General features: G+C 69.7%; 21 protein-coding genes. 20 read left to right on the top strand and 1 reads right to left on the bottom strand.

The window, feature by feature from the left end:
- Positions 1-131: 131 nt before the first annotated feature.
- From AC3ANN_RS14960 to AC3ANN_RS14930, 7 genes are all read left to right on the top strand, one after another.
- Positions 132-1055, top strand: a complete 924-nt coding sequence (locus AC3ANN_RS14960) for a carbohydrate ABC transporter permease (RefSeq protein ID WP_488338179.1) — start codon at positions 132-134, stop codon at positions 1053-1055.
- Positions 1052-1942 carry a carbohydrate ABC transporter permease gene (locus AC3ANN_RS14955; RefSeq protein ID WP_488338178.1) on the top strand — a complete coding sequence of 297 codons (891 nt, stop codon included), beginning with the start codon at positions 1052-1054 and terminating at the stop codon, positions 1940-1942. Before AC3ANN_RS14960 ends, AC3ANN_RS14955 begins: the two co-directional genes overlap by 4 nt.
- 56 nt (positions 1943-1998) lie before the next feature.
- Positions 1999-3087 carry a glycoside hydrolase family 130 protein gene (locus AC3ANN_RS14950; RefSeq protein WP_488338177.1) on the top strand — a complete coding sequence of 363 codons (1089 nt, stop codon included), beginning with the start codon at positions 1999-2001 and terminating at the stop codon, positions 3085-3087.
- Between the two features lie 258 nt (positions 3088-3345).
- Positions 3346-4647 (top strand): ABC transporter substrate-binding protein, encoded by a 1302-nt coding sequence (locus tag AC3ANN_RS14945; protein ID WP_488338176.1) that lies wholly within the window; start codon positions 3346-3348, stop codon positions 4645-4647.
- A 128-nt stretch (positions 4648-4775) separates the two neighbouring features.
- A complete protein-coding gene (locus AC3ANN_RS14940) occupies positions 4776-8897 on the top strand; it encodes a discoidin domain-containing protein (protein WP_488338175.1) in 4122 nt (1373 codons plus the stop codon).
- A 224-nt stretch (positions 8898-9121) separates the two neighbouring features.
- A complete protein-coding gene (gene alr / locus AC3ANN_RS14935; protein WP_488338174.1) occupies positions 9122-10273 on the top strand; it encodes an alanine racemase in 1152 nt (383 codons plus the stop codon).
- Entirely contained in the window at positions 10270-11313 is a 1044-nt protein-coding gene (locus tag AC3ANN_RS14930; protein WP_488338173.1) for a D-alanine--D-alanine ligase family protein, read from the top strand. Before alr ends, AC3ANN_RS14930 begins: the two co-directional genes overlap by 4 nt.
- 13 nt (positions 11314-11326) lie before the next feature.
- On the opposite strand, the gene AC3ANN_RS14925 is transcribed toward AC3ANN_RS14930, so the two are convergent.
- Positions 11327-12343 (bottom strand): LacI family DNA-binding transcriptional regulator, encoded by a 1017-nt coding sequence (locus tag AC3ANN_RS14925; RefSeq protein ID WP_488338172.1) that lies wholly within the window; start codon positions 12341-12343, stop codon positions 11327-11329.
- A gap of 220 nt (positions 12344-12563) precedes the next feature.
- On the opposite strand from AC3ANN_RS14925, the gene AC3ANN_RS14920 reads away from it, so the two are divergent.
- From AC3ANN_RS14920 to AC3ANN_RS14860, 13 genes are all read left to right on the top strand, one after another.
- Positions 12564-12911 (top strand): L-rhamnose mutarotase, encoded by a 348-nt coding sequence (locus AC3ANN_RS14920; protein ID WP_488338171.1) that lies wholly within the window; start codon positions 12564-12566, stop codon positions 12909-12911.
- Positions 12912-12928: 17 nt separating this feature from the next.
- Positions 12929-14095, top strand: a complete 1167-nt coding sequence (rhaI, locus tag AC3ANN_RS14915; RefSeq protein ID WP_488338170.1) for an L-rhamnose isomerase — start codon at positions 12929-12931, stop codon at positions 14093-14095.
- A gap of 71 nt (positions 14096-14166) precedes the next feature.
- On the top strand, positions 14167-15033 hold the full coding sequence (locus tag AC3ANN_RS14910; RefSeq protein ID WP_488338169.1) for an alpha/beta hydrolase fold domain-containing protein: 867 nt from the start codon (positions 14167-14169) through the stop codon (positions 15031-15033).
- Between the two features lie 11 nt (positions 15034-15044).
- Positions 15045-17081, top strand: coding sequence for a bifunctional aldolase/short-chain dehydrogenase (locus tag AC3ANN_RS14905; protein ID WP_488338168.1), 2037 nt, complete (start codon positions 15045-15047; stop codon positions 17079-17081).
- Positions 17078-18526 carry a rhamnulokinase gene (locus AC3ANN_RS14900; protein WP_488338167.1) on the top strand — a complete coding sequence of 483 codons (1449 nt, stop codon included), beginning with the start codon at positions 17078-17080 and terminating at the stop codon, positions 18524-18526. The genes AC3ANN_RS14905 and AC3ANN_RS14900 overlap by 4 nt, the downstream gene beginning before the upstream one ends.
- Positions 18523-19512, top strand: a complete 990-nt coding sequence (locus AC3ANN_RS14895; protein ID WP_488338166.1) for a serine hydrolase domain-containing protein — start codon at positions 18523-18525, stop codon at positions 19510-19512. The genes AC3ANN_RS14900 and AC3ANN_RS14895 overlap by 4 nt, the downstream gene beginning before the upstream one ends.
- 221 nt (positions 19513-19733) lie before the next feature.
- Complete coding sequence (locus AC3ANN_RS14890; protein ID WP_488338165.1) at positions 19734-20633, top strand: ribokinase; 900 nt, start codon at positions 19734-19736, stop codon at positions 20631-20633.
- Entirely contained in the window at positions 20630-21628 is a 999-nt protein-coding gene (locus tag AC3ANN_RS14885) for an ABC transporter permease (RefSeq protein ID WP_488338164.1), read from the top strand. The genes AC3ANN_RS14890 and AC3ANN_RS14885 overlap by 4 nt, the downstream gene beginning before the upstream one ends.
- 51 nt (positions 21629-21679) lie before the next feature.
- The gene (locus AC3ANN_RS14880; RefSeq protein ID WP_488338163.1) at positions 21680-22711 is read left to right on the top strand and encodes a sugar ABC transporter substrate-binding protein; all 1032 of its coding nucleotides are present in this window, start codon (positions 21680-21682) and stop codon (positions 22709-22711) included.
- Complete coding sequence (locus AC3ANN_RS14875; protein ID WP_488338162.1) at positions 22711-24267, top strand: sugar ABC transporter ATP-binding protein; 1557 nt, start codon at positions 22711-22713, stop codon at positions 24265-24267. The genes AC3ANN_RS14880 and AC3ANN_RS14875 overlap by 1 nt, the downstream gene beginning before the upstream one ends.
- 27 nt (positions 24268-24294) lie before the next feature.
- Positions 24295-24753, top strand: coding sequence for a D-ribose pyranase (gene rbsD / locus AC3ANN_RS14870; RefSeq protein WP_488338161.1), 459 nt, complete (start codon positions 24295-24297; stop codon positions 24751-24753).
- Between the two features lie 27 nt (positions 24754-24780).
- Positions 24781-25491 carry a deoxyribose-phosphate aldolase gene (gene deoC, locus AC3ANN_RS14865; protein ID WP_488338160.1) on the top strand — a complete coding sequence of 237 codons (711 nt, stop codon included), beginning with the start codon at positions 24781-24783 and terminating at the stop codon, positions 25489-25491.
- Positions 25492-25582: 91 nt separating this feature from the next.
- Positions 25583-26341, top strand: coding sequence for a GntR family transcriptional regulator (locus AC3ANN_RS14860; RefSeq protein WP_488338159.1), 759 nt, complete (start codon positions 25583-25585; stop codon positions 26339-26341).

Raw genomic sequence — 26341 nt, 5'->3', positions numbered from 1 at the left:
GCCTGCCGCGATCGAGTCACTCGATCGATCCAGACGAGGCGACGTGCAGACAGGGGCGAGAAGTGGACGCGATGGTGCGCGCTGATGTCGAGAGATCAGCTGAGGCCGAGACGCCGGCGGAAGGTGCGCGTGTGCGCGCCCGAACGTCGCCGCCCCGGCGCACGTCGCGCCGCAGACTGCAGCGATGGCTGGGCGAGAACCCGCTGGGGCTGTTGCTGAGCTCGCCGTACGCGGCCTTCGTCATCGTGATCTTCATCGTCCCGTTCGCCTACGGCATCTGGATGTCGTTTCACGACTTCTACTTCACCGCTCCCGGCGTCGACGTCCCGCATCCGTTCGTGGGCTTCCAGAACTACGTCACGATCTTCGAAGACCCCGCCGTCCGTCAGGCGTTCCTCAATCTCGGCATCTTCTTGATCATCAACGTCCCGCTGACGGTCGTGTTCGGGCTCCTCCTCGCCTCCGGTCTGGACGCCGCGATCCACTGGAAGGGGTTCTTCCGCGTCGCGTACTACATCCCCTATGTGACGGCGTCGGTGGCGACGATCGCGGTGTGGATCTTCCTCTTCAGCGGCAACGGTGTCGTGAACACGCTGCTCGGAAGCCTTGCGCCCGAACCCTCGTGGCTTGCCAACCCGGTGCTGATCATGCCCCTCATCGCCGTCTACGTGACGTGGAAGAACCTGGGCTTCTACATCCTGCTGTACCTCGCTGCACTGCAGAACGTGCCGAAGGAACTGCATGAGGCCGCGCAGCTGGACGGTGCAGGGCGGTGGGACCGATTCCGGTCGGTCACCCTGCCGGCGGTCCGGCCCGTCACATCGCTCGTCATCCTGCTCTCGATCATCACGACGGGGCAGATCTTCACGGAGCCCTACCTGCTGACCGGCGGCGGGCCCAACGGGGCATCGATGACGCCGGCACTGCTGATGTATCAGAAGGGCATCCAGCAAGGCCAGCCCGACATCGCGGCGGCGATCGGCATGGTGCTCGTGCTCGCGGTCATGATCCTCTCGCTCATCTCCCGGCGCATCACGGAAGGCAAGAACCGATGACCGCGTCCTCGACAGCGCCGGCGTCCCCGGCCAAGCGTGCCGGAGCGCCGGCGTCCGGCCGCGTCCTCACCGGACTTCGGTTCGTGCTGCTCTTCGTCGGCGCCCTCGCCGCCCTCGTACCGTTCTACTACATGGTGATCGGCGCGCTGCAGAAGGAGCGCGACACGACCCTCGTCGGGCTCCTGCCGCTGCCCGGCAACCTCACGCTCGACAACTTCGCCGAGATCAACGAGTCCATCAACCTGCTGCAGTCGCTGCTGAACTCGCTCATCATGACGGCCGGCGTCGTCGCGTGCACGCTGGTCTTCGGGCTTCTCGTCGGATACGCGCTGGCCGTGCTGACCTTCCGAGGTCGCGGTCTCGTCTTCGCCCTCGTGCTGCTCGTGCAGGCCATCCCGTTCCAGCTGCTCATGATCCCGCTCTATGTGATGATCGTTCGCTACTTCAACCTGGCCGACACGTTCGTGGGGATGATCCTGCCCTTCGCGATCAACTCGGTCGCGGTGCTGATCTTCCGCCAGTACTTCCTGCAGATCCCGCGGGACGTCTTCGACGCGGCGCGCATCGATGGCGCGAGCGAGTTCCGCATCCTGGTGTCCATCGCCGTCCCGCTGGTGCGGCCCGCCGTGCTGACGGCCATGCTCGTCACCTTCATCGGTCCATGGAACGAATTCCTGTGGCCGTTCCTGGTCACCAAGCAAGCGGCGATGCAGCCGCTCGCGGTGAGCCTCGCGAACTTCTCGCAATCGAACGGCTCGTTCCTCCAGAACCCGATGGGGGCGGTGCTGGCGGGCGCGTGCGTGCTGGCAGTGCCTGTCGTGGTGCTGTTCCTGCTGTTCCAGCGTCACTTCACATCCGCCAACCTTGGCTCCGCCATCAAGGGCTGAGCTCGGCATCCATCGATACAGGGCGATACTCGCCCACGACCACCGAGGTATATCGCATGACCACGTTCGACGCTGTCGCGTCCACCGCCACCGTCCCCTACGCCTTGCGGCGGGTCGGAACCATCATGACGGCCGACCCCAGCGATCCGCTCGAGGCCGAAGGCGTGCTCAACCCAGGGACGGCCTGGGGGAGCGACGGCGAACTTTATCTGTATCCGCGCGTCGTCGCCGAGGGAAACGTGTCCCGGATCGCCCGGGCGCGCGTGATCATGGACGCGGGCGTGCCGGTGGCGGTGGAGCGACTCGGTGTCGTCCTGTCGCCCGACGAGGGCTGGGAGCGGGGGCGCCGCAATGCCGGCGTCGAGGATCCGAGGATCACGTTCCTCGACGCACTCGGCGTGCACGTCATGTCGTACGTCGCGTACGGGCCGCTCGGTCCGAAGCCCGCGCTCGCAGTCTCGCACGACACGGTCACGTGGCGGCGGCTCGGACCCCTGCGGTTCGCCTATCAGCCCGAGCTCGACAGCGATCTGAACCTGTTCGCGAACAAGGACATCGTGTTCTTCCCGGAGGTGGTGCCGGGGCCTGACGGCACACCGAGGCTCGCGCTGCTGCACCGTCCGATGTGGGACCTGGACTGGCTGCGCCCTGGCGAGGGCTCGCCGACGCCCGCCGGCGTCGACGATGAGCGGCTCTCCATCTGGATCGGATACGTCGACCTCGACGCCGCGAAGCGCGACCTCTCTGCGCTCACCTACGTCGAGGACTCGTCGATGATCGCAGCCCCCGAGGCGTCGTACGAGTCCGCGAAGATCGGCGCGGGGCCGGCTCCGCTCCGCGTGCCGGAAGGGTGGCTGGTGCTGCATCACGGCGTGTCGGGCCCCGTGCCGAAGGGCTTCGAGCTCGCGTACGGCTCCCGGTACTCCGCCGGCGCGATGCTCCTGGACCCCGACGACCCGCGTCGCGTGCTCGCGAGAACGCCTGAGCCCCTGCTCGAGCCCGAGACCGAGTACGAGAGGAAGGGCACCCTCGGCAACGTGGTGTTCCCGACCGCGATCGAGACGATCGGCGACCGGCGGTTCGTGTTCTACGGCATGGCCGACTCGTCGATCGGCGTCGCCGAGCTGGTGCGCGAAGACAGCTGATGGGCATGCGCAAGTTTAGTATTGTTTAGTACTGACTGGTCGGCCAACGGATGCCGAATTCCGCGAGAAATCCGCGCTTGTGTTCCGACGAGCACAAACCGTTGACAAGATCGACAAGAACCGGTTTACTACTGGTGGCCGGTGCATCCCGATATCGGTCAGGCGCGTAAGCCGCCGCATCGGCCGATGCGGTCGCGAAGTTCCGAGAAACAGCAGAAGGCTCGCGGAGGCGGCTTTCGAACGAAGGAGTTCCTTGCAATGAAGCGTTATGCAGGCATCATGGCTCTGGCCGCCGTCGCGCTGCCATTGGCAGCGTGCGGTTCGTCGGGCTCGGCCGACGCCGGAGGATCGGAGCTCACCTCCGGCCCGATCACGATCTGGTACTCGACCAACGAGCAGGAGATCGCGTGGGCCGAGGCCGTGGTCGAGGCGTGGAACGCCGAGCACCCCGACGAGCAGGTCACGGCCGAGGCGATCCCCTCCGGGAAGTCCTCCGAAGACGCGATCTCGGCCGCGATCACGGCGGGCAATACGCCCTGCCTCGTGTACAACACCGCGCCCGCCGCGGTGCCGGCGTTCCAGAAGCAGGGCGGTCTGGTCAACATCTCGACGACCTTCGACGACGGCGAGTCTTTCATCGCCGAGCGCTCGGGTGACGCCGCCGAGGGATTCCGCTCTCCGGACGGTGACCTGTATCAGGTGCCGTGGAAGGCGAACCCGTTCATGCTCTACTACAACAAGGACGCGTTCGCGCAGGCCGGACTGGACGCCGAGAACCCGCAGCTGGAGACATACGACGACGTGCTCGCGGCCGCCGCCGCCATCAAGGAGGCCGGCGCGGCCGACTTCGCCCTGTACCCGCCGGCGTCCAGCGACTACACGAACGCGCTGTTCGACTTCTACCCCTTCTTCCTCGCGAACTCGGGCGGCACGCAGCTGGTCGAAGACGACGCTGCGACGTTCACCAGCCCGGAAGGCCTGGAGACGCTCGAGTTCTGGAAGACGCTGTACACCGAGGGCTACGCGTCGGCCGAGGCCTACAGCGGGGACGCATGGGCCGGTCCGTTCGCCGACGGCGTGGCGGCGATGGGTATCGCCGGGCCGTGGGGTGCGGGGCAGTTCGACGGGAAGGTCGACTACGGCATCGTCCCGCTGCCGACGGCGAACGGCACCGCCGCCGAAGACACGTACACGTTCGGCGACTCGAAGAACGTCGGTCTCTACACCTCGTGCGAGAACAAGCAGACCGCGTGGGACTTCGTGAAGTTCTCGATGGACGCCGACAACGACCTCGCGCTCCTGGAGACGACCGGTCAGTTCCCGATCCGGTCCGACATCTCCGAGATCGGCGCCGAGTACCTCTCGGACAACCCCGTTCTGGAGACGTTCTCGCAGTCCGTCCCGCTCACCGTCGACGTGCCCAACATCCCCAACGCCACCGAGATCTGGCAGACCTTCCGGGATGCCTGGAGCCAAGCGGTGATGTCGGGTCAGGGCGACCTCGCAGAGGTCATGCAGGGCGCCGCGGACGAGATCGACGCGCTCACCGCACAGAACTGACGTCGTCGCGCGGCGCCGCGCGGGACCTGCGCCGCGTCCGACCGGCGCGGCGCGGGTCCGCCACCCACCACCACCGATCCACGCAGCGTGACCGGACGGGACGCGCACACATCGGCAAAGGAGCCACAGTGAAGCACATCAAGGCGCTGGCGGGGCTCGTGCTCGCCTCCGCGCTCGCCCTCTCGGCCCTCGCCGCAGCCCCGGCCGCGGCGGCGACACCCGAAGAGGACGTCCGCACGATCGAGTCCCGACTGCAGGAGTACTATCTCGGCCAAGGCGACGAGATCATCCTCGCCAACGGCATCTATCTGGCCCGCGCCTCCGAGGCGATGGACTATGTCCAGTCGCAGAACGCGGACGGATCGTGGTCGGACGTCGACTACGCCGACCGCACCAGTTCCGCCAACGGCTCGGTCTGGTCGCCCTACATCGCGCTCTACCGCATGCTCGCACTCACGCAGGCGTATCGGGATGCCGACGCCGAGGGCTTCGAAGACCCGGCGGTGCTCAGCGCGGTCGAGCGGGCGCTCGTGCACTGGAACGTGGTGAACCCCGGGAATCAGAACTGGTGGGAGACCGAGATCGGCGAGTCGATCGCGATGGGGCGGATCTCGATCTTCCTCGGCGACGCGCTGAGCGACGAGGCCTTCGGCGTGACGCTCGCGCACAATTCCGGGAAGCTGGACCCGGTGGGCGCGAACGGTGCGTGGCGAACCTCCAACTACCTCTTCGAGGCGCTTGCTACCCGCAACATCGAGAACATCCGGGCGGGATTCGAGACGATCGTCGCGACGATCGCCGTCGACGGCTCGGGCACCGTCCAGGAGGCCGTACAGCCGGACGCCAGCTTCTGGGCTCACGGCGCCCAGCTGTACAGCGAGGGCTACGGCATGGTGCTGTTCACATACGCCGCGCTGTGGGCCGACGTGGCGCGGGGGACGTCGCTGGCGTTCTCGCGGGATCAGCTGGACTCGATCGCGTTCTACATCGTCGACGGCACACGGTGGCTGATCCGCGGCGAGATCGGGATGCTGTACCTGAACTACCGATCGCCGAAGACGATCTCGGGCGTGACCAGCCATGCGTCGGAGTTCATCGAGCCTCTCGAGCGGATGGTGCGCACCGATGCGCTGTACGCCACGAGCTATCAGGCGATTCTGGACGGCGTGCTCGGCAAGACCCGCACGAACGGCATCACCGGAGACAAGTACTTCTGGCGGTCCGAGTTCAGCTCGCATCTGCGAGACGACTACGGGATCTTCACGCGGCTGAACTCGTCGCGCACGATGGGCGGCGAGCTTCGCACCGCCTACCGCGACGACGTGGGCAACCCGGTCTACTGGAACTCCATGGGAGCGACCGCGATCCAGGTCACCAATCGCGAGTACCTCGATCTCGGTCCCACCTTCGACTGGTGGCACTACCCCGGCGTGACGGCGCCCTACGAGAAGCGCACCGAACGTGGCTTCGAGAACCGTACGCGCAACGGCGACGGCGGAAGCTTCACCGGCGGAGTTTCGAACGGCGTGTACGGCGCGAACGTCATGACCCTCGACACAGCCGCGACGCACGCGCAGAAGAGCTACTTCCTCTTCGACGAGGGGCTGGTCGCGCTCGGCGCCGGCATCCGCTCGGCGGGCGATGCGCCCGTTCACACCACGATCAACCAGGCGACGGCCAAGCAGAACGCCGCCGTCGGCGGCGAAGCCGTCGCGGCGGGCGCGGACGGGCTGAGCGTCGGTGACGCGCGCTGGGCGTTCAACGACGAAGTGGGTTACGTCTTCGCCGCGGGCCAGGACGTCAAGGTCTCGAACAAGGCTCAGACCGGAAGCTGGATCGACGAGGACGCGGTCACGCGCGATGCGTTCACGCTGTATGTCGATCACGGCGCCCACCCCGAGGCGGGCACCTACGACTACACCGTGCTCCCCGCGAACACGCCCTCAGAGGTCGAGGCGTACGCGGCGAACCCGGCGGTGCGCACCGTGCGGAACGACACCGAGGTGCAGGCGGTCCGCCACGACAAGCGCGGACTGACGATGGCGACCTTCTACCGTGCGGGCGCGGTCGACCTCGGACGAGGCCGCACCCTGACGGTCGATCAGCCGAGCATCGTCATCCTGGACGAGGCGGGCGATGCGCCTGTCGTCAGCGTCGCCAACCCGGATCGGGCCGGCCTGGCGGTGACGGTCACGCTCACCGGGAAGGGCGCGGACTGGCACGGCACCTTCGCCCTCGGTTCGGGGGCCGACCTCGGCCGGACGGTCACGGCGCCGCTCGTCACGGGCGCCGCGCCCGAGGCATCCGACGTCTCGGCAAGCAGCACCGCCCCGGCAAGCTCTGTCGCCGCGCTCGCAGACGGCGACGCAGGCACCGCGTGGTCGGCCGGCGAAGAAGGCGTGGCCTGGGTCGCCAGGCGGCTCGCGCGCGGATCGTGGGTGACCAAGGTCACCATCGAATGGGCCGAGGCCTTCGCCCGTGACTTCCTGGTGCAGACCTCGAAGGACGGCGTCACCTGGACCGACCACGCTCATGTCGTCGACGGTGCCGGCGGGACGTCCGAGATCGCGATCAACCCGACCCCGGCCTCGCTCGTGCGGGTGGTGCTCCTCGAAGGGGACTCGGAGTCGTTCGGTGTCCGGGAGCTCGGCGTGGACTCGAGCGTGAACCTCGCCGCCGACAGTGCGACGCGCGCATCCGGGTATTCGGGGTACAACCTCGTGCACATGCTCGCGGACGGCGATCCCGCCACGCGCTGGCGTGGGAACAACGCCGACAGCGCGTGGGCACAGGTCGATCTCGGCCGCTCCCAGCCTGTGTCCGTCGTGCGCTTGTCGTGGGAGGCCGCGTTCGCGAAGTCGTACAGGATCCAGCTCTCCGATGATGGCGCGGCCTGGCGCGATGTCTACGCCACGCCGGCCGCCGGAAGCGACGGGGGGCTGGACGTGATCGCCCTCGCGGGCGAGAGCGCCCGATTCGTCCGGATGCAGACCGTCAAGCGCGCTCTCAACTACGGTCCGTCGCTGTGGGAGTTCGAGGTCTTCGCCGACAAGTCCGTCACGGAGGCTCCGGCCGTCGCCGCAGGCAGCGAGAACCTCGCGCTGAACCGACCGTCGACCGCCGACAGCGTTCACAACGACAACCCGACCATCGTGGCGTCGAAGGCGACCGACGGGTCGCCGGCGACGAAGTGGTCGTCGGGCAGGGCGAAGGCCGAGCACTGGCTGCAGGTCGACCTCCAGAGCGTCCGATCGGTGTCGCGAGCCGTCGTCGACTGGGAGACCGGAACCTCGAACGACTACCGCATCGAGGGGTCGGTCGACGGGACGACGTGGACGCAGCTGGCCCGCGTGGAGGCCGCCCAGCCGACGCTGAAGCACACTCATGTCTTCACTCCGGTGGACGTCCGCTACGTGCGCGTGGCGGGCCTGCCCGCAACGCAGTACGGACTCAACATCTGGGAGTTCGAGCTCTACGGGGGCTACACCCTTGCCTGCACGACGCCCATCATCGCGCCGGCGAACAGTGCCGCCAAGGTTTCGGCGCGCATCACACCCGTGCCAGGCGGCGACGAGTTCCGCGCCTACTCCCTCGACGAGGATGTGGTCCGCATCACCGGCGACGGACGCCTCGACGATGGGGGCGGCGTCGCGTTCGACGCTGCCACCGGTCGCGCGGGTGCTGCGTCCGTGTTGGTCACGCACCGCGCGGGCGACGAGTTCGCGTGGTGCCCGGTGACCTCCACCGCCGAGAAGTCGGAGCTCGGAGCACTGATCGCTCAGGCCGACGCGGTGGACAGCAACGCGTACACGCTCGAGAGCACGTCTGCGCTGCTGTCGGCTCGGGAAGGCGCGAAGGCGGCCTTCACGACGGCGGCAGCGTCGCAGGAGGCCGTCGATGAGCAGGCAGTCGCGCTCGGCGCCGCACTGGCGGGCCTCGTGGCCGCCGGCGCCGGGCAGCTGGACGTGGACGCCGTTGTGACCCCGCAGACACGGGGCCGGAAGGTCGTCCTGTCGGTTTCGGTGGCCAACAACGACAGCGTGACGGTGGACGTCGTGATCACCACGCCCCACGGCGTCAAGACGGTCAAGAACGTCAAGCCCGGCAAGACGAAGTCGGCGACGATCGACACCAAGCTCGGCTCCATTCCGGCCGGTGAGGTCGCGATCGAGGTCACCGGCACCGTGGACGGCGAGTCCATCACCGAGACCCGCAGCATCGGTTACGGAGCGTTCCCCGCGGTGCCCTAGCCGACACGGAAGCCTCGGACGGGACGCAGCAAGCGCCCCGTCCGAGGCGTCGGCGCGGCGACGGGATCGCCCGCCGAGCTGCTCGCCACGAACGAGGTCGAGAGGCGATATCTCGCCGAGCGCGCACGCCGCCGAAGGGTGGACGGGACTCCCGGACGCGCATGCCCCGACGCGGCCTGTGGATGGATACGCCGACGATATGTCGCGACCGGTAGGTTCTGGTCATGCCCTCGCCTCCTGCCCCGCCCCGGGTCGCGCATCGCGCACCGTCGGTGGTGACCGTCTCGGCTGCTGCGATCGCTGCGAACACCGCCTCGATGCGCGCGCACTGCGGCTCCCGCGTCATGGCCGTCGTCAAGGCGGACGGCTTCGGGCTCGGCGCCGAGGCCGTCGCTCGCGGCGCGCTCGCCGGTGGGGCCGGTGAGCTCGGCGTCGCCACGTGCGATGAGGCGCTCGCGCTGCGGGCCGCGGGCATCACGGCGCCGATCCTGGTCTGGATGCTGCATCCCGGCGCGCCCCTCGTCGAGGCGGTGAGGAGCGACATCACGCTGTCGTGCCCCTCGACGCACCTGCTCGAGCTCGTCGCCGCCGCGGCGGAGGAGGCGGGCGTGCGGGCGCGCGTCGAGCTGGAGGTCGAGACGGGCATGCATCGTTCGGGATGCCCCGAGCCGGAGTGGAGCGCGCTGTTCGCCGCCGCCCTGACGGCGCAGGGCGCCGGCCTCGTCGAGGTGGCGGGGGTCTGGACGCACTTCGGGGTCACCGACGATGATCCGGCGGCGTTCGCCGATCCCCTCGCCAAGCTCGATGCGGCGTGGGCTGCGGCGCACCGCGCCGGGCTGCGGCCGCATCGCCGGCACGCGGCGTCGTCGCTCGCCGCCGCCGTCAGCCCCGAGGCTCGTCTCGACCTGGTGCGTATCGGCGCGGCCCTGTTCGGCATCGAGCCGGTGCCCGCCCGGGCGCTGGGGCTCGCTCCCGCGGCGCGGTGGGAGACGACCGTCGCGCAGGTGCGCCACGTCGGTCCGGGCGATCCCGTCGGCTACGGGCAGCAGTACCGCGCCGCGCGGGCGGGCCGGCTCGCGCTGCTGCCGGTCGGGTACGCCGACGGGGTGCCGCGTGCCGCGTGGCCGGGTGTGACCGTCTCGGTCAACGGCGTGCGGCATCCGCTCGTGGGTGCCGTCTCGATGGATCAATGCGTCGTCGACGTCGGCGGCGCGGATGTCGAGGTCGGCGATCGTGTCGTGCTGCTGGGCGACCCCGCCCACGGTGAGCCGAGCCTGCGCGAATGGTCGCTCATCCTCGGCACCATCCCGCAGGAAGTGCTGACCGGGATCGGGCCGCGCGTGGCGCGCGTCGTCGAAGAGGAGGTCGACGCATGACGCGTCGAGTCGTCGTCGTCTCGGGTGGCGCCAGTACCGAGCACGACGTGTCGGTCGCGTCGGGGCGGGATGTCTCCGCGGCGTTGGCGGATGCCGGCTTCTCGGTCCTCGACGTTCACGTCGACCGCGCCGGCGCGTGGCACGTCGGTTCGGCATCCGCTCCCGCACTGCCCTTCGGCGACGTGCTCGATGAGGCGCCGCAGGACTGCGTGGTCTTTCCCGCCCTCCATGGCGGCTGGGGAGAAGGAGGAGGCCTGCAGCACGAGCTCGAGCTGCGCGGCATCCCGTTCGTCGGCAGCGGCTCGCACGCGTCCGCCCGGGCGCTGTCGAAGCTCGAATGCCTGAGGCTCAGCGCAGCGGCCGGCGTGGAGGTGATCCCGACGTGGTCTGTGAGCCGGCCGCGGTACGTCGCGGACCCCGACCTGATCGCCGGGATGGTCCGGCGATCGTTCGACGGCGACCTCGTCGTCAAGCCCGACACCGGCGGGTCGAGCATCGGCGTTCACATCGTGGCGCGCGGGGAGTCGCCGCGCGATGCGCTCGCCGAGGCGCTCGCTCACGGTGATGTCGCGCTCGTGCAGCCGCGCGTGACGGGGGAGGAGGTGAGCATCGGCGTCTGGACGGATGCCGGAGCCGCGCGAGCGACCGGGGCGTCCCGTCTGCATTACCCGACCGGCGCCGACGAGGGCGGGTTCACCTATGCCCACAAGTACGAGGGTGCCGGAGCGGTCCTCGAGATCCCCGCGGACTTCCCCGACGACACGCTCGCCGGCCTGCGCCACGCGGCGCTGCAGTGCTTCTCAGCACTCGGATGCCGCGGCCTCGCGAGGATCGACTTCTTCGTCGACGAGAACGGGCGCATCCTGCTCAACGAGGTCAACACGATCCCGGGGCTGCGCCGTGAGTCGCACTTTCCGAGGCTCGTGGCAGCGGCGGGAACGCCGTACCCACGGCTCCTCGAGCTTCTCGTGGAGGATGCCGTCGCCGCGGCGGCGCGCGAGGCGGTGCTGCGGCGGGGCGACCGGGCCGTCGCTTCGTGATCGCGAGCGCTGCTCAGCCGCCGGTCGACTCCCGCACGACGAGCTCCGGCTGGAAACGCACGGTGCGCTCGTGCCCGCCCTTCGGGTCGTCGAGGTCCTTCAGCAGCAGGTCGACGGCGGTGTAGCCGATGAGGTGGGCGGGCTGGCGGATCGAGCTCAGCGGCACGACCGTCGCCGAGGCGAAGTCGATGTCGTCATAGCCGATCAGCGCGATGTCGCGCGGGACCAGCACGTCCGACATGAGCGTGAAGGCCTGGAGCGCGCCGACGGCGAGCAGGTCGTTCGCGGCGAACACGGCATCCGGCCGCGCCGTGGCGGGCCGCGCGCGGATCGCCTCACCGGCGGCGCGCCCCTGCAGCACCGTCAGCGCCGGCATCTCGACGACTTCGAGGGTGGCGTCCTCGACCTCGCTCACGGCACGCCGAGCTCCTTCGAGGCGGTCGGCCACCTGCCGGATCGTGAGCGGGCCGCTCACGAACGCGATGCGCCGGCGACCCGTCGACAGCAGGTGTGACACTGCGAGGTACCCGCCTTCGACGTCGTCGACCGACACCGACGCGAGCGCGCGCGGGGAGTCCTCGGCGTCCTCGTGGTCGACGAGGACCACCGGCACCCCGCCGTTGCGGAGGCGGTCCAGTCGTGACAGGTCGGCGCCCACGGGGGTGACGAGCACGCCGTTGACGCGCTGCTCGCGGAACAGGTCGAGATACGCCTCCTCACGGTCGGTGCGTTCGTCGCTGTTGCCCAGCAGCACGCTCATCCCGGACTCCGCGGCCCGGTCCTCGGCACCCCGGGCGACCTCGGCGAAGAACGGGTTGCCGGCGTCGAGCACGATCAGCGCGATGCTGCGGCTGCGGCCGGCGCGCAGCTGCCGGGCGGCGTCGTTGCGCACGAACCCGAGCTCGTCGATCGCCTGCATCACCCGCTCCACGGTCGCCGGCGACACCTTCGACGGCCGGTTCAGCACGTTCGACACGGTGCCCACAGACACGGACGCCGCAGCCGCGACATCCCGCACGCTCACCGCCATCCGGCCACCTCCTCGCGCGAAAACGCTACCGCGTGATCGGTGCGCAGGGTGCATCTGCGTGGCAAGCGCTGTCTCATTGCGCGACCGCATCGGATCGCTTATGCTTTGAAACGATTCATGACCGATCGAGAACGAGGACGCCATGACGAGCGAGGCCGCGACGAATGGGCCCACGCGTCCGGAGGCTCCGCGCGGCGCGCCAGCGCCGCGTGGAGGGGACGTGGGGAGGGTCTGCTTCCAACTGCAGGTCAGGCCGGAGCTGCTCGACGAGTACGTCGCCCGCCACACCCCGGTCTGGCCCGAGATGCTCGCCGAGATCGCCGCGGCAGGCCGGCGCAACTACTCGCTGTTCCTCGGCGAAGGCGGCCGTCTCGTCGGCTACTACGAGACCGACGACGATGACGCAGCGCAGGCCTATCTCGCGGCATCCGTCGTCGCCGCCCGGTGGGAGGCCGAGATGAGCCGCTTCTTCGTGGGGCTCGACGGCCGCCCCGACCAAGCCGCCACCCCGCTCACCGAGGTCTTCCACCTCGAAGACCAACTCGCCGCCGCGACCCGCGACGCCTGAACCGAAAGCACCGCATCATGACGACGCTGTCTCCCGAGATCCTCTCCACTCTCGAAGGCCAGGGCATCGAACTGCCCTCGTGGGCGTTCGGCAACTCCGGGACGCGATTCCGCGTCTTCACGACGCCCGGGACGCCGCGCGACCCGTACGAGAAGATCGCCGACGCCGCGCAGGTGAACGCGTACACGAGGCTGGCTCCGACCGTCGCCCTGCACATCCCGTGGGACAAGGTCGACGACTACGCCGGCCTGCGCCGTCACGCCGAAGACCTGGGTGTCAGCCTCGGCACGATCAACTCGAACACCTTCCAGGACGAGGACTACAAGTTCGGGGCGCTCACGCACCACGACGACCGCATCCGCCAGAAGGCGATCGACCACCACTTCGAGTGCATCGAGATCATGAACCAGACGGGGTCGCGCGACCTCAAGATCTGGCTCGCGGAGGGGTCGAACTATCCCGGCCAGAACGACATGCGCGGCCGCCAGGACCGCCTGCACGATTCTCTCCAGCAGATCTACGAGCGGCTGAGCGACGAGCAGCGCCTCGTGCTCGAGTACAAGTTCTTCGAGCCGGCCTTCTACCACACGGATGTCCCGGACTGGGGCACGTCGTACGCGCAGGTGGCCGCGCTCGGCGACCGGGCGGTCGTGTGCCTCGACACCGGGCACCACGCGCCGGGCACGAACATCGAGTTCATCGTGATGCAGCTGCTGCGCCTCGGGAAGCTCGGCTCGTTCGACTTCAACTCGCGCTTCTACGCCGACGACGACCTCATCGTGGGCGCGGCCGACCCCTTCCAGCTTTTCCGCATCATCTTCGAGGTCGTGCGCGGCGGGGGCCTGAACAACCCCGATGTGGCGTTCATGCTCGACCAGTGCCACAACATCGAAGACAAGATCCCCGGCCAGATCCGCTCGGTGCTCAACGTCCAGGAGATGACGGCGCGCGCGCTGCTCGTCGACCGCGATGCGCTGGCCGCGGCGCAGCAGGCCAACGACGTGCTCGCGGCCAACGCGATCTTCATGGACGCGTTCTACAGTGACGTGCGCCCCGCGCTCGCCGAGTGGCGCGAGTCCCGCGGGCTCGCGGCCGACCCGATGGCCGCGTACGCGGCATCCGGCTACCAGCGCAAGATCGCCGAGGACCGCGTCGGCGGCACGCAGGCGGGCTGGGGCGCCTGACACAGACCCACCGGGGGCGCGGAATGCCGATCTCCGTGCTCCCGGTGCACCACCCAACCGAAGGAACCGAGATGAGCGAGCCGTACTCCGCGGCCGACGGGCTCGTGCGCGTGTATCCCGCGCGCGAGCCGAACGGCACGGGCCTGGTGTGGGCGCACGGCGGCGCCTTCGCGCTCGGCGAGCTCGACATGCCCGAGTCGGACTGGCTCGCGCAGCAGCTGGCCGCGCGGGGCACGACGGTCGTGGCGGTCGACTACCGCCTCGCGCCCGTGCCGGAGGAATGGGCCGTGACCGAGCACCCGCCGCGCGGCGGACACCACTATCCGGCGGCATCCGATGATGTGATCGCCGCGTGGTCGTGGGCCGTCGACAACGCCGCACGGCTGCGGATCGCGCCTGAGCGTCTCGCGCTGGGCGGCGCGAGTGCGGGCGGCAACCTCGCCGCGGGTGCGACGCTGCGGCTCATCGAGAGCGGGTTCGCGACGCTCCCGGCGCTCGTGATCCTGGCCTACCCGACGCTCCTCGCCGTGCAGCCCGCGCCCGGTCCGGAGCTGAGGGCCGCGCTCGACGCGAACCCCGACGCCGACCGGTTCGGCCCGGAGGCCGTACGCGCGATGTATGAGAACTATCTCGGGACCCCGCTCGAGGACGGCCCGCTCGGGGCGATCCCGGGTCTCGCCACTCCCGCGGATCTCGCGCAGTTCCCGCCGACGCTGATCGTGAACGACGAGATCGACGAGCTCCGCGTGTCGGGCGAGGCGTTCGCCGCGACGCTGCACGAGGCCGGACGCCCGGTCGAGGTCGTCACCGAGCCCGGCACCGAGCACGGCCATCTCAATCGCCCCGCCGAGGCTGCGGCATCCGTCACCATCGACCGCTTCGCGACCCGCCTCCGCTCCCTCCCCTCGACTCCCGTCCTCGCCTCCGCGAACCCATAAGGAACCACATCATGACCAACCAGGCCGTCACCGACCTCATCGCGCGGTCGAACCGCCTCGGCGCCGACCCGAAGAACACGAACTACGCCGGGGGCAACACCTCGGCGAAGGGCACCGACACCGATCCGGTCACGGGTGAGCCCGTCGAGCTGCTGTGGGTCAAGGGCTCGGGCGGCGACCTCGGCACGCTCAAGCCCGAGGGACTCGCGGTGCTGCGGCTCGACCGCATGCGCGCCCTCGTCGACGTGTACCCGGGCGTGGAGCGCGAAGACGAGATGGTCGCCGCCTTCGACTACTGCCTGCACGGCAAGGGCGGCGCCGCGCCGTCGATCGACACCGCGATGCACGGCCTCGTCGACGCCGCGCACGTCGACCACCTGCACCCCGACTCGGGCATCGCGATCGCGACCGCCGCCGACGGCGAGGAGCTCACCGCGAAGATCTTCGGCGAGAAGGTCGTCTGGGTGCCGTGGCGTCGCCCGGGCTTCCAGCTGGGCCTCGACATCGCCGAGATCAAGGCGCGCAACCCGCAGGCGATCGGCACGATCCTGGGTGGGCACGGCATCACGGCGTGGGGCGACACGTCGGAGGAGGCCGAGCGCAACTCGCTGTGGATCATCGAGACCGCGCAGGCGTATATCGACGAGCACGGCAGGAGGGACCCGTTCGGCGGCGTGCGCGCCGGCTTCGAGGCGCTTCCGGATGCCGAGCGCCGCGCCCGCGCGGCGGCCCTGGCCCCGACCATCCGTGGTCTGGCGTCGACTGACAAGCCCATGGTCGGGCACTTCACCGACTCGCCCGAGGTGCTGGACTTCCTGGCATCGGAGAAGGCGCCGGCTCTCGCCGAGCTCGGAACCAGCTGCCCCGACCACTTCCTGCGCACCAAGGTCAAGCCGATGCTGCTCGACCTTCCCGCAGATGCCACGGTCGAGGCATCCGTCGCCCGCCTGAAGGAGCTGCACGAGCAGTACCGCGCCGACTACCAGGCCTATTACGACGCCCACGCGACGGCGGACTCGCCCGCCATCCGCGGCGCCGACCCGCTCATCGTGCTGGTGCCGGGCGTCGGCATGTTCTCGTACGGCGCGAACAAGCAGACGGCGCGGGTCGCGGGCGAGTTCTACGTCAACGCGATCAACGTGATGCGCGGCGCCGAGGCCCTGTCGACGTACTCGCCGATCTCGGATGCCGAGAAGTTCCGCATCGAGTACTGGGCGCTGGAAGAGGCGAAGCTGCAGCGGATGCCGAAGCCCAAGAGCCACCAGGGGCGCATCGCCTTCGTGACCGGGGCTGCCTCCGGCATCGGCAAGGCGATCGCGACGCGCCTGGCCGCTGAGGGGGCGTGCGTCGTCGTCGCCGACCTCGACCTCGAGAAGGCGCAGGCCGCGGCCGCGGAGCTCGGCAGCGCGGATGTCGCGATCGGCGTCGCGGCGAACGTCGCCGACGAGGCCGCCGTGCAGGCGGCGCTCGACGAGGCGGTGCTCGCATTCGGCGGCGTCGACCTCGTGGTCAACAACGCGGGACTCTCGCTGTCCAAGCCGCTGCTCGAGACCACCGAGAAGGACTGGGACCTCCAGCACGACGTCATGGCGAAGGGCTCGTTCCTGGTGTCGAAGGCAGCCGCGAGGATCCTCATCGACCAGCAGCTCGGCGGCGACATCGTCTACATCGCGTCGAAGAACTCGCTCTTCGCCGGCCCGAACAACATCGCGTACTCGGCGACCAAGGCCGACCAGGCCCACCAGGTGCGCCTGCTCGCGGTCGAGCTCGGCGAGCACGGCGTGCGCGTCAACGGCATCAACCCCGACGGCGTCGTGCGCGGCTCGGGAATCTTCGCCTCCGGCTGGGGCGCCAACCGCGCCGCGACCTACGGTGTCAAGGAAGAGGACCTCGGCCAGTTCTACGCCAACCGCACGATCCTCAAGCGCGAGGTCGTGCCCGAGAACGTCGCCGACGCCGTGTTCGTGCTCACCGGGCCGGAGCTCTCGCGCACGACGGGCCTGCACATCCCGGTCGACTCCGGCGTCGCCGCGGCGTTCCTGCGATGACCGCCGGCGGGGTGGTCGCGGCGGTCGACCTCGGCGCGACCAGCGGTCGCGTCATGCTCGGATACGTGGGCGACGGGATGCTGCGCCTCGAGGCCGTCACGCGGTTCCCCAACGGGCCGGTGGCCGGCCCCGACGGCGCGCTGCACTGGGACTTCACCGCGCTCTACCGTCATATCGTCGAAGGCCTCGCCGAAGCCGTCCGGCGCGAGCCGGGCATCGCGAGCGTCGGGATCGACTCGTGGGCGGTCGACTACGGACTGGTCCACGGCGACGAGCTGCTCGGCGAGCCGTTCCACTATCGCGACGACCGCACCGCGCGAGGCGTCGAGGCGGTCCACGCGCGCGTGCCGTTCGAGGAGCTGTACCGCCGCAACGGCCTGCAGTTCCTGCCGTTCAACACGCTCTACCAGTACGCCGTCGAACAGCGGCTCGCCGACGCGGGAGCCTCGCTCCTGATCCCCGACCTCGTCGCCTTCCTGCTCACGGGTGCTCAGGTCGCAGAGCGCACGAACGCCTCGACGACGGGCCTGGTCGACGTCCGCACGGGGGAGTGGGACGCCGAGCTGCTCTCGCGGCTCGCGATTCCGGCATCCGTCCTCCCTCCGCTCGTCGACCCGGGTGCGCACCTGGGCGCGCTGCGGGGCGAGGCGCGAGAGCGCGTGGGCGCGCCGCTCGAGGTCGTCGCCGTCGGCTCGCACGACACCGCTTCGGCTGTCGTCGCCGTCCCGCTCAGCACGCCGGACGCGGCGTACATCTCGTGCGGCACGTGGGGCTTGGTGGGCGTGGAGCTCGACGAGCCGGTGGTGTCCGACGCGGCGCGCGCCGCGAACTTCACCAACGAGGGCGGTGTCGACGGACGCGTGCGGTTCCTGCACAACGTGACCGGGCTCTGGCTGCTCAGCGAGTCGGTGCGCACGTGGGAGGCAGACGACGGCGAGCCCATAGACCTTCCGGGATTGCTGGATGCCGCGGCATCCGTCGAGGGGGATCTTCCGCTGTTCGACGCCAACGACCCGCGCCTGTCGGCCCCCGGCGACATGCCCGCGCGCATCGCAGCGGTGCTCGATGAGGCGGGCTCGTCGGTCCCCGCGACGCGGGAGGCATTCGCACGGACGATCGTCGAGAGCATCGCGCACGCGTTCGCCGACGCAATCGCGACGGCCGCGCGGCTGACGGGGCGCGAGATCGACGTCGTCCATATCGTCGGCGGCGGGGCGCTGAACCGCCTGCTCTGCCAGGCCACCGCTGATCGTTCCGGTCTGCCGGTGCTCGCGGGGCCGGTCGAGGCGACCGCGCTCGGCAACGTGCTGGTGCAGGCCCGCGCCCACGGCTGGTTCGGCCCCGGCGCCACGCTGGAGGACCTGCGGCGCGTGGTCGCGGCATCCGTCGCTCCCGTGCGGTACCAGCCGCGCAGCCGCGACATCACACGCGACCCGGTCGCATGAGCGGATACGGAGCCGCCTTCGACTGGGCGCGGCGCCATGTCGACGCCGGGCGCATGCCGACGGCGGTGCTCGGCATCTCGACCGCGGACGGCGTCGTCGCACTCGACGCGTTCGGGGCGACCGACGGACGGCCTGCGCGCGTCGACGACCCGTACTGGCTGTTCTCGATCACCAAGGTGCTCACCGGGCTCACGGCCGCGCGAGCCGTCGAGCGCGGCCTTCTGACCACCGAGACCCCGCTTGCGGCGGCGATCCCCACGTTCGGGGAGACGCGGGACGACGTCGTGCGTCTGCGCCACCTCGTGAGTCACACCTCCGGCATCCGCGAGCCGTCACTCGACCCTGCCGAGGGTCTGCGGGCGGCGCTGCTCGCGCCCGGGCGCGACTTCGTCGCCGGCACGGCATCGCGCTATTCGACGGTCGCGTTCGACGGCATCGCCGAGCTCGTACGGCACGTCACGGGGCGTGACTGGGAAGCCGACATCGCGGCGTGGGCGGCAGCCGTCGGCGCGACCGGTCTGACGCTCGACCCGTCCGTCGAGCCGCATGCGGTGGTCGACGCGGCCGAGAAGGGCCTCGACATGCGGAGCTTCGCCCGCCATCGCAACCCCGGCGCCGGCATGATCGGCACCGCTTCGGACCTGCTCGCGATCGGCTCGGCGCTGCTGCGCATCGGGCAGGGTGGAGCGGGTGGCATCGTGCAGCCGGCCACCCTCGCGATGATGCTCCGGCCGCTCACCGGCGACATCCCGCGACTCGAGCCGTACGTCGCCGAGCGCGGACAGGACTGGGGATTCACCTTCAACCTCCGCACCCGCGCGCCCGGCCTGATCGACCGCGATGTCTACGGCCACGGCGGCTGGGCGGGCACCGAGTTCTGGATCCACCCCTCGGCGGGCGTGGCGTTCGTGCTCATGACGAACCGGAACGAGCGGCCCGGCGTCGACCTCGACGAGCTCGACAACGCGGTGATCTCGGCGCTCTGATCCGCACCGCCGAGGCCCACCCGGAACGATCCTGGCCGGGCCGGGTCCGCCGACTTCGCCGGCGCTGTCCACCGTCATGCCGTCGGCCTCCGCGCGCCGTCTGGTGCGCGCGTCGCCGCTGCTTCCGCGCGCCGTCGCATGCCCGAGTTGACAAACAGAGCGCTTCCCTCCAGTGTGTATGTACATAGTTGTCCACATACAAAGTCGTTCGGAAGAAGTCAATGAAGATTGCAGTGGTCGGCAGCTACGGCGTGGGCCTCACGATGCGCGTCCCGCGTCTGCCGGAGGCGGGGGAGACCCTCCTCGGCGGAGAGTTCGATGAAGGCCCTGGCGGCAAAGGGTCCAACCAGGCGATCGGCGCAGCGCGCCTCGGCGCGGACGTCGCCTTCCTGACGGCCGTGGGCGACGACGCCTTCGGCCGCGATGCGCGGGAGCTGTGGCGCCGCGAGGGCGTCGACGCGCGGCGTGTGGCCGTCTCAGCCTCGGCGCCCACGATGGTGGGCTTCATCATCGTCGAACCGAGCGGTGAGAACCGCATCGTGATCGCCTCGGGTGCACTGGCGACGATGGACGCCGCTACGGTCGAGTCGTTCCGCAACGAGATCGCCGAGGCATCCGTTCTCGTGGTCTCCATGGAGATCCCTCTGCCCGCCGTCGTGGCGGCGCTGCGCGTGGCCCGCGAATCAGGCACGCTCACCCTGCTCAACCCGGCGCCCGCGCAGCCGCTGCCCGACGAGGCCTGGGCGCTCGTGGACGTCATCACGCCCAATCAGACCGAAGCTCCCATCCTGCTCGGCCGCTCGGGCGGCAGTGACGAAGAGCTCGCGACCGCGTTGCGCGATCGCACCGGTGGCCGCGTCGTGCTCACCCGCGGGTCGCAGGGTGCACTCATCGTGGACGACGCCGGTTCCCGCACCGTGCCGCCCCACCCCGTGACGGATGTCGTCGACACGACGGGAGCCGGAGACTCCTTCACCGCAGCACTCGCCGTGGCGCTCGGCGAAGGCGCGTCGCTCGACGACGCCGCGTCGTTCGCCGCCGCTGCCGGCGCGCACGCCGTGACCATCGCGGGCGTCATCCCTGCTCTCCCCACCCGCGATCAGATCGGAGCCGATCGATGACTGCCGTCGCCACCCCCGCCCGGACGGGCTTCGACCCGAAGAAGTTCCTGCATGCCCGAGAGACCGGCGTGCTCGCCGCGCTCCTCGTGCTGTTCGTCCTGGGCTCGGTGCTCTCGCCCAGCTTCCTGCAGGCGGGCAATCTGCTGTCGGTCGGCCAGCAGATCGCCCAGATCGGCATCATGGCGATCGGCATGACCTTCGTGATCGTCAACGGAGAGATCGACCTGTCAGTGGGATCGATCTACGCGCTCACCGCCATCACGACGGGCATGGCGATCGTGGCGGGGGTCGCATGGCCGCTCGCCGTCCTGATCGGGCTCGGCGTCGGCGCGGTCGCGGGCCTGCTCAACGGTCTCGCAGTCGTCATGCTCGGCGTGCCGAGCTTCATCGTGACCCTCGGAAGCCTCAGCGTCTTCCGCGGTGTCGCGCTGCTGATCTCCGACGGCGCGCCCATCTCGCTCAACTCGCAGATGCCCGGGGTCGCGGAGTTCAACCTCATCGGCCAAGGTCGGCTGTTCGGCGTCGCGCCGATGCAGTTCATCATCTTCGCCGTCATCGCGGCGGTCGGGATCGTGCTGCTTTCGCGGTCACGGCTCGGATTCAACACCTACGCGGTCGGCGGCAACCAGGAGGCCGCACGCCTCGTCGGCATCAACGTCAAGGTGGTCAAGGTCTGGGCGTTCGTGCTGTCGGGGCTGACCGCCGGCGCAGCCGGCGTGCTGGGTCTGTCGTTCCTCTCCTACGTGCAGGGCGTGACCGGCACCGGCCTCGAGCTCACCGTGATCTCGGCCGTCATCATCGGCGGTGCGGCGCTGTTCGGCGGCTCGGGCACGATGTGGGGCACGATCATCGGCGTCGCGTTCATCGGACTGCTCCAGAACATCCTCAACATCAACGGGATCTCGTCCTTCTGGCAGACCGTCGTGACCGGTCTCGTCATCGTCGCCGCCGTCGCCCTCGACACCTGGCAGCGCAAGCGCAAGACGCGAGCCTGAGCCTTCGCTCAACCCTCCACCCACCCGAACGGACGACACAAAGGAGTTCCCATGTCCCTTCGCAACAGAACGCGCGGCCTCTTCGCCGCCGGTGCCCTCGCCCTCGCTGGAGCGCTCGCGCTCACCGGGTGCGGCGCCATCACCAGCGGCGCCTCCGCCGATGCCGGCAGCGGCGACGAGTTCCAGGTCGCCGACTACATCCAGGAGCGCATCGACAGCGGCGAGCCGCTGCGCATCAAGCTCAGTTACCACGATCCGTCGCTCGCGTTCGCGACGCCCATCAAGGAGGGCATGGAGCGAGCCGGAGCCGAGCTCGACACCGACGTCCAGTTGATCGGACCGACCGGTGGCGACGCAGCCAAGCAGGTCGCCGAGCTGCAGACGCTGATCCAGCAGCAGTCGGTCGACGGCATCGCGGTCTCCTCGGCCTCGAGTGACGCGCTGAAGCCCGTCATCGCCGAGGCGTACGAGGCCGGCATCCCGATCATCTCGTTCAACACCGACAACCCCGGCTCTCGTCAGATGGGCTTCGTGGGTCAGGACCTCGCCGGTTCGGGCAAGGCGCAGGCCGAAGAGCTCCTGTCGGTGCTGGGCGACGGCGCGACCGGCAAGGTCGTCGTGTTCTCGCTCGACACCGGTGCGGGCTGGTCGCATGATCGCTTCGGCGGCTTCGAGGAGGGCCTGAGCGGCAGCGGTCTCGAGATCGTCGGACCGGTCAACGTCGGCAACGAGCCGAACGCCGCGTACAACACCGTCGAGTCGACGATGGCGGGTCAGAGCGACGTCGTCGCCATCGCGGGACTCGACTGCTGCTCGACGACCGCCGCCGCCCAGTGGGTGCAGCAGTCCGGCAACGCCGGAGCGATCACGATGGTCGGCTTCGACCTGCTGCCGCAGACCGCCGAGTTCGTCGCGAATGACGTGGTCACGTTCACCATCAGCCAGAACCCCGCCGAACAGGGTTACCAGGCGGTCAAGGTGCTCGTGGACTTCCTGAAGGACGGCGTCGCCATCGAGGGCGTCGACACCGGCTCGCAGTTCATCACCAAGGAGAACCTCGCCGAAGCGACGGTGGAGGGCTGATGTCGATGCTCCCGCCGCTCGACGCCGCCACCGTGACTGCGCGGCCGGGCGTCGCCGTGCAGATCCGCGGTCTCAGCAGGAGCTTCGGACCCGTCCGTGCGCTCGATGACGTCAGCTTCGACATCACCGAGGGCGAGATCACCGCTCTCCTCGGCGAGAACGGGGCCGGCAAGTCCACGCTGCTGAAGATCCTCGCCGGGCTGCAGCCGCCGAGCGGCGGGAGCATCACCGTGTTCGGCGAGCAGATGACGTCGTTCGACCCTCACACGGTCCTCACGCGTCACTCCGTCGCCATCGTGCCGCAGGAGCTCTCGCTGCTGCCGGACCGGTCGGTCGCCGAGAACATGCTGGCCGGCATCGAGCCGGGATCGCGGCTCTTCCCGTCGCGCCGCCTCATGCGGCGGCGATCCCGGGAGCTGCTCGCGCAGCTGCAGATCGACCTCGATCCCGACCGCATCGTCGGTACGCTCGACCTCGCGACCCAGCAGCTCATCGTCGTGGCACGGTCGATCGCGCGCGGGTGCCGAGTGCTGATCCTCGACGAGCCGACCGCGATGCTCACACCGGTCGAGGCCGAGCGTCTGTTCGCCCTCATGGCGCGGCTCAAGGCCGACGGCACGACGATGGTCTACGTCTCGCACCGCATGCCCGAGGTGTTCCGTCTGAGCGACCGCATCGAGGTGCTGCGCGACGGGCGTCATGTGGCTTCGTGGCGACGCGACGAGGTCACTCCGGATCAGACCGTCGCGGCCATGGTGGGCCGCGAGCTCGGCCACTTCGAGAGCCGCGCGGAGGTTGCGGGGCGCGCATACGACCGTGAGGCGCCGCCCGCGCTCAGCGTCAGCGGCCTCTCGGGGCGACGGCATCACGGCGTGTCGTTCGAGGTGCGGCCGGGTGAGATCCTCGGGATCGCGGGGCTGCCCGACTCGGGCCGCGTGGAGGCGCTCGCCAACATCTTCGGCGCGGCTCCTGGCAGGGGCATCGTCCGCGTCGAGGGCGCGGACTATTCGCGCAGGTCGCCCGGAGCCAGCATCGATCGGCGCCTGGCGTTCCTTCCGGGTGAGCGCCGCGCGCAGGGGATCCTCACCACCATGAGTGTGGGCGACAACATCGGCGTGATCACGGCGCCCCGGTACTCGACGGCGGGCCTGCTTCGCCGAGGTGCTTTCGACAGCAACAGCAGGTCGCTCGCGGAGAGGCTTCGCGTCAAGACCGCGGGCATCGGCCAGCCGATCACCAACCTCTCGGGCGGCAATCAGCAGAAGGCGCTGCTCGCGCGATGGCTCTCGATCGCGCCGCGCGTGCTGATCCTCGACGAGCCGACGCGCGGCGTCGACGTGGGCGCGAAGGTCGAGATCTACGAGCAGCTGTTCGCACTCGCCGACCAGGGCGTGGCCATCGTGTGCTCGTCCTCCGACCTTCCGGAGCTGCTCACGGTCAGCGACCGCATCGCGGTCATGTGCCAAGGCTCGGTCGCGGGAACGCTCGACGCGGCGGACGCCACCGAAGAGAACATCATGGCGCTGGCGACGGATGCCGCAGCCAGCGCCGCCTGACTCATCCATCGAAAGGACCACGAACACATGAAGCGCACAGGCATTCTGAACGCCGAGCTGAGCGGCGCACTGGCCACTCTCGGACACACCGACCTGATCCTCGTCGTCGACGCCGGGTTTCCGATCCCGCGCGAGGCGCACCGGATCGACCTGGCGATCGCAGAGAACCTGCCCGACCTGCGCACCGTGATCGGGCTGATCGCCGACGAGATCGTCGTCGAGGGCGTCGTCCGCGCCGAGGATGTCGTGTCGAACAACCCGCGCCTGGACGAGTGGCTGCGCGAGCGCTTCGGCGACGCGGAGTTCACGACCCGCTCCCACGCCGAGGTCCTCGGCGAACTGGCTCGAGAGGCGAAGGTCATCGTGCGCACCGGCGCGTTCGAGCCGTGGGGCAACATCGGCCTCTTCTGCGGCGTCGATGTGCCCAAGTGGTTCGGCGGAGACGGTGTCGTCGCCCCCGAGTACTACGCGTCCAAGCTCGCCTGAGCAGACCCCACCGAGAAAGAGAGAGACGTGACCGACACATCTGTCACCAGCGACCTGAACCTGAGCCCGGCTGAGCTCGCCCCCTACATCCAGCACACCAAGATCGAAGCCGGTTCGACGCGTGAGGAGATGGTGACCCACGCGCGGGAGGCGGCCGAGCACGGCTTCAACGCGGCCATGGTCCCCGCCTCGTGGGTGCCGCTCGTCGCCAGTGAGCTCGCCGGAACGGGTGTCGAGATCGCGTCCGCCCTCGACTTCCCGACGGTCGGCGTGATGACCAGCGCAGGCAAGGCGGCCGAGGCGGCCGAGATCGCGCGTCTCGGCGCGACGCAGCTCGACATGGGCGTGCAGGTCGGATGGCTCAAGAGCGGCATGTACGACGAGTTCCGCGAGGACATCGCCGGCGTCGTGCGCGCCTCTGGCATCCCGGTCAAGGTCATGCTCGAGCTCCCGCTGCTCACCGATGCCGAGAAGGAAGCGGCGGTCGAACTGTCGATGGAGGCGGGTGCGGCGTTCCTCAAGAACGCCAGCAGCGGCCAGATCGAGACGGCCAACCCCGACAGCGTGCGCTATCTCGTGGAGCGCGCTCGCGAGGGGGTTCAGGTCAAGGCGTCCGGTTCCATCAAGAGCTACCGTCAGACGCTGGCGCTTCTGCGCGCGGGCGCGGTGCTCGTGGGAACCAGCGCGGGCCTGTCGATCATCACCGATTCCACAGACGAGAACACGCAGAGCTACTGAGCGACGCAGAAGACCGTACCGTGGAAGCCACTGCCCCGCTCGGATGCCCGGCGGGGCGGTGGCGACCCGGCCGATACGAGAGGGTGGGACGATGACCGACGTCACGAGCGCGGCCGACGGCATCCAGCGCAGTGTTCCCGTCTCGATCCACGCGCAGATCTCGGACCGGATCCGCAGCCGCATCGCGTCGGGCGAGTGGCCCGCGCACTACCGGCTGAAGAGCGAGCCGGACCTCGCCCTCGACTTCGGAGTGAGCCGCGGTACGCTGCGACGCGCACTCACGACCCTGATCGAGGAGGGGCTGCTGCGTCAGATCCGCGGGAAGGGCACGTTCGTCACGTCGACGACCATCGAGCCGGCCATCGCCCAGCGGCTGAGCACCCTGTCGGAGGACTTCTCGAGCCAGGGCATCGTCATGACCACCGAGGTGCTCCTCTGCGAGCTCATCGAACCGCCTCGGCCCGTCGCAGCGCTGCTCGAGGTCTCCGCCGGGGGTCGTGCGCTCAAGCTCGTGCGCCGGCGCAGCACCGTCGACGGTCCGGTCGCGCTGCTGCACAACTATGTACGCGTCGACTACGCCCCGGGCATCGAAGACGTCGACTTCACCCAGACCAGCCTCTTCGGCGTGCTCGAGGGCCGCTATGGGCTCAAGATCGCCTCTGCCCGACGGACGTTCAGCGCTGAGCGCGCCGACGCCGACGTTGCGGCGCAGCTGGGCCTCGAGACCGGCGACCCCGTCCAGTACCTGGAGCAGGTCACGTATCTCGCGTCCGACCGCCCCGTGGAGTACTCCGACGTGTGGATCCACTCCGGGCGACTCCGCGTCACCTCCCTGCTGTCGCGCCGCTGA

This window comes from Microbacterium sp. STRO-2N (assembly GCF_057747775.1).
This window is presented reverse-complemented; position numbering and strand designations above follow the sequence as displayed.